Source organism: Photorhabdus viridis (genome assembly GCF_040256935.1).
Taxonomy (GTDB): Bacteria; Pseudomonadota; Gammaproteobacteria; order Enterobacterales; family Enterobacteriaceae; genus Photorhabdus; species Photorhabdus viridis.
This window is the reverse complement of sequence record NZ_JBEJZY010000588.1, coordinates 1-223: the sequence shown is the minus strand read 5'-3', so window position 1 is coordinate 223 and position 223 is coordinate 1. Positions and strand designations below refer to the sequence as shown.

The window sequence follows — 223 nt, the reverse complement described above, 5'->3', positions numbered from 1 at the left end:
GGTCGCCATTGAGCTGACAAAATCGGCACAGCAATGGACCGGGACGCTCCACGATACCCGCTTGCGTGACGCGGCGGATTTTTATCTTTCTGTCCGTTCCTCCGTTCCCGCACACCAGTTGCAAACCCGGTTTCCGCTGTTGTGTAAAGCCGGGGCGCCGGATGAGGTTAACCAGATGATTAACCGGGCGCTGACCGGGATCCCGCTGGTGGCGATGAATCAT

Annotated in this window: 1 protein-coding gene; it reads left to right on the top strand. The window is 58.3% G+C overall.

Annotated elements, in window-relative coordinates:
• The coding region (gene tssK, locus ABR397_RS25775) for a type VI secretion system baseplate subunit TssK (RefSeq protein ID WP_350307942.1) at nt 1-223 on the top strand (223 nt) is incomplete at both ends.